This is a genomic window from Burkholderia sp. BCC1640, assembly GCF_902833125.1.
In the GTDB taxonomy this organism is placed as follows: domain Bacteria; phylum Pseudomonadota; class Gammaproteobacteria; order Burkholderiales; family Burkholderiaceae; genus Burkholderia; species Burkholderia diffusa.
Genome location: NZ_CADFEF010000136.1, coordinates 1 through 538, shown reverse-complemented (window position 1 = coordinate 538; position 538 = coordinate 1). Strand labels below are relative to the sequence as shown.

Annotated in this window: 1 protein-coding gene; it reads right to left on the bottom strand. The window is 74.2% G+C overall.

The window, feature by feature from the left end; genetic code table 11:
* Positions 1-338 (bottom strand): nitronate monooxygenase (locus HWX25_RS32865; RefSeq protein WP_175912759.1); only part of this gene is annotated, 338 nt, incomplete at its 3' end.
* Positions 339-538 lie beyond the last annotated feature (200 nt).

The following is a 538-nucleotide window of genomic DNA, read 5'->3' as shown; positions in this document are numbered from 1 at the left end:
CGCGCCAGCGGCGCGCCGGGAGCCAGGCCGACGCGCGCGCGCAACGGATCGATCGCCGCCAGCGCGCGACGCACCGTGGCCTCGTCGGGACGCGCCTCGTCGAGCACGAACAGGTTCACCGCGAAGGCGCGCGCAGTGGCCGCGCGGATCGTCTCGATCTCGGCGGCGAGCCGCTCGGGCGCGAGGCCGGCGCCGCCGAGGCTGCCGAGCGCGCCGGCGTTCGAGACCGCGGCCACCATCGCGGCGGGGCTCGCGCCCAGCATCGGCGCCTGCACCAGCGGCAGGCGCAGGCCGAAACGTTCGGCGAAGGAAACGGCGGACGGCGAGGCAGGGGACATGGCAGGGCTCCGGGGAAGGCGCGGCCGGGGGCACGCGAGGCGCGCAGGGTCGATGGGTTCGACTTCGACTCTAGCGAAGCCGGAACGCGCCGGATAATGAAACCTCGTGATCGCTGCTATCCGGAAAAGTGAGAGCAGGATGCCCGCGCGGCGCGGCCGCATCGCGCCCAAACCTGCAAGCGCGTGACGCACTGCAGCGA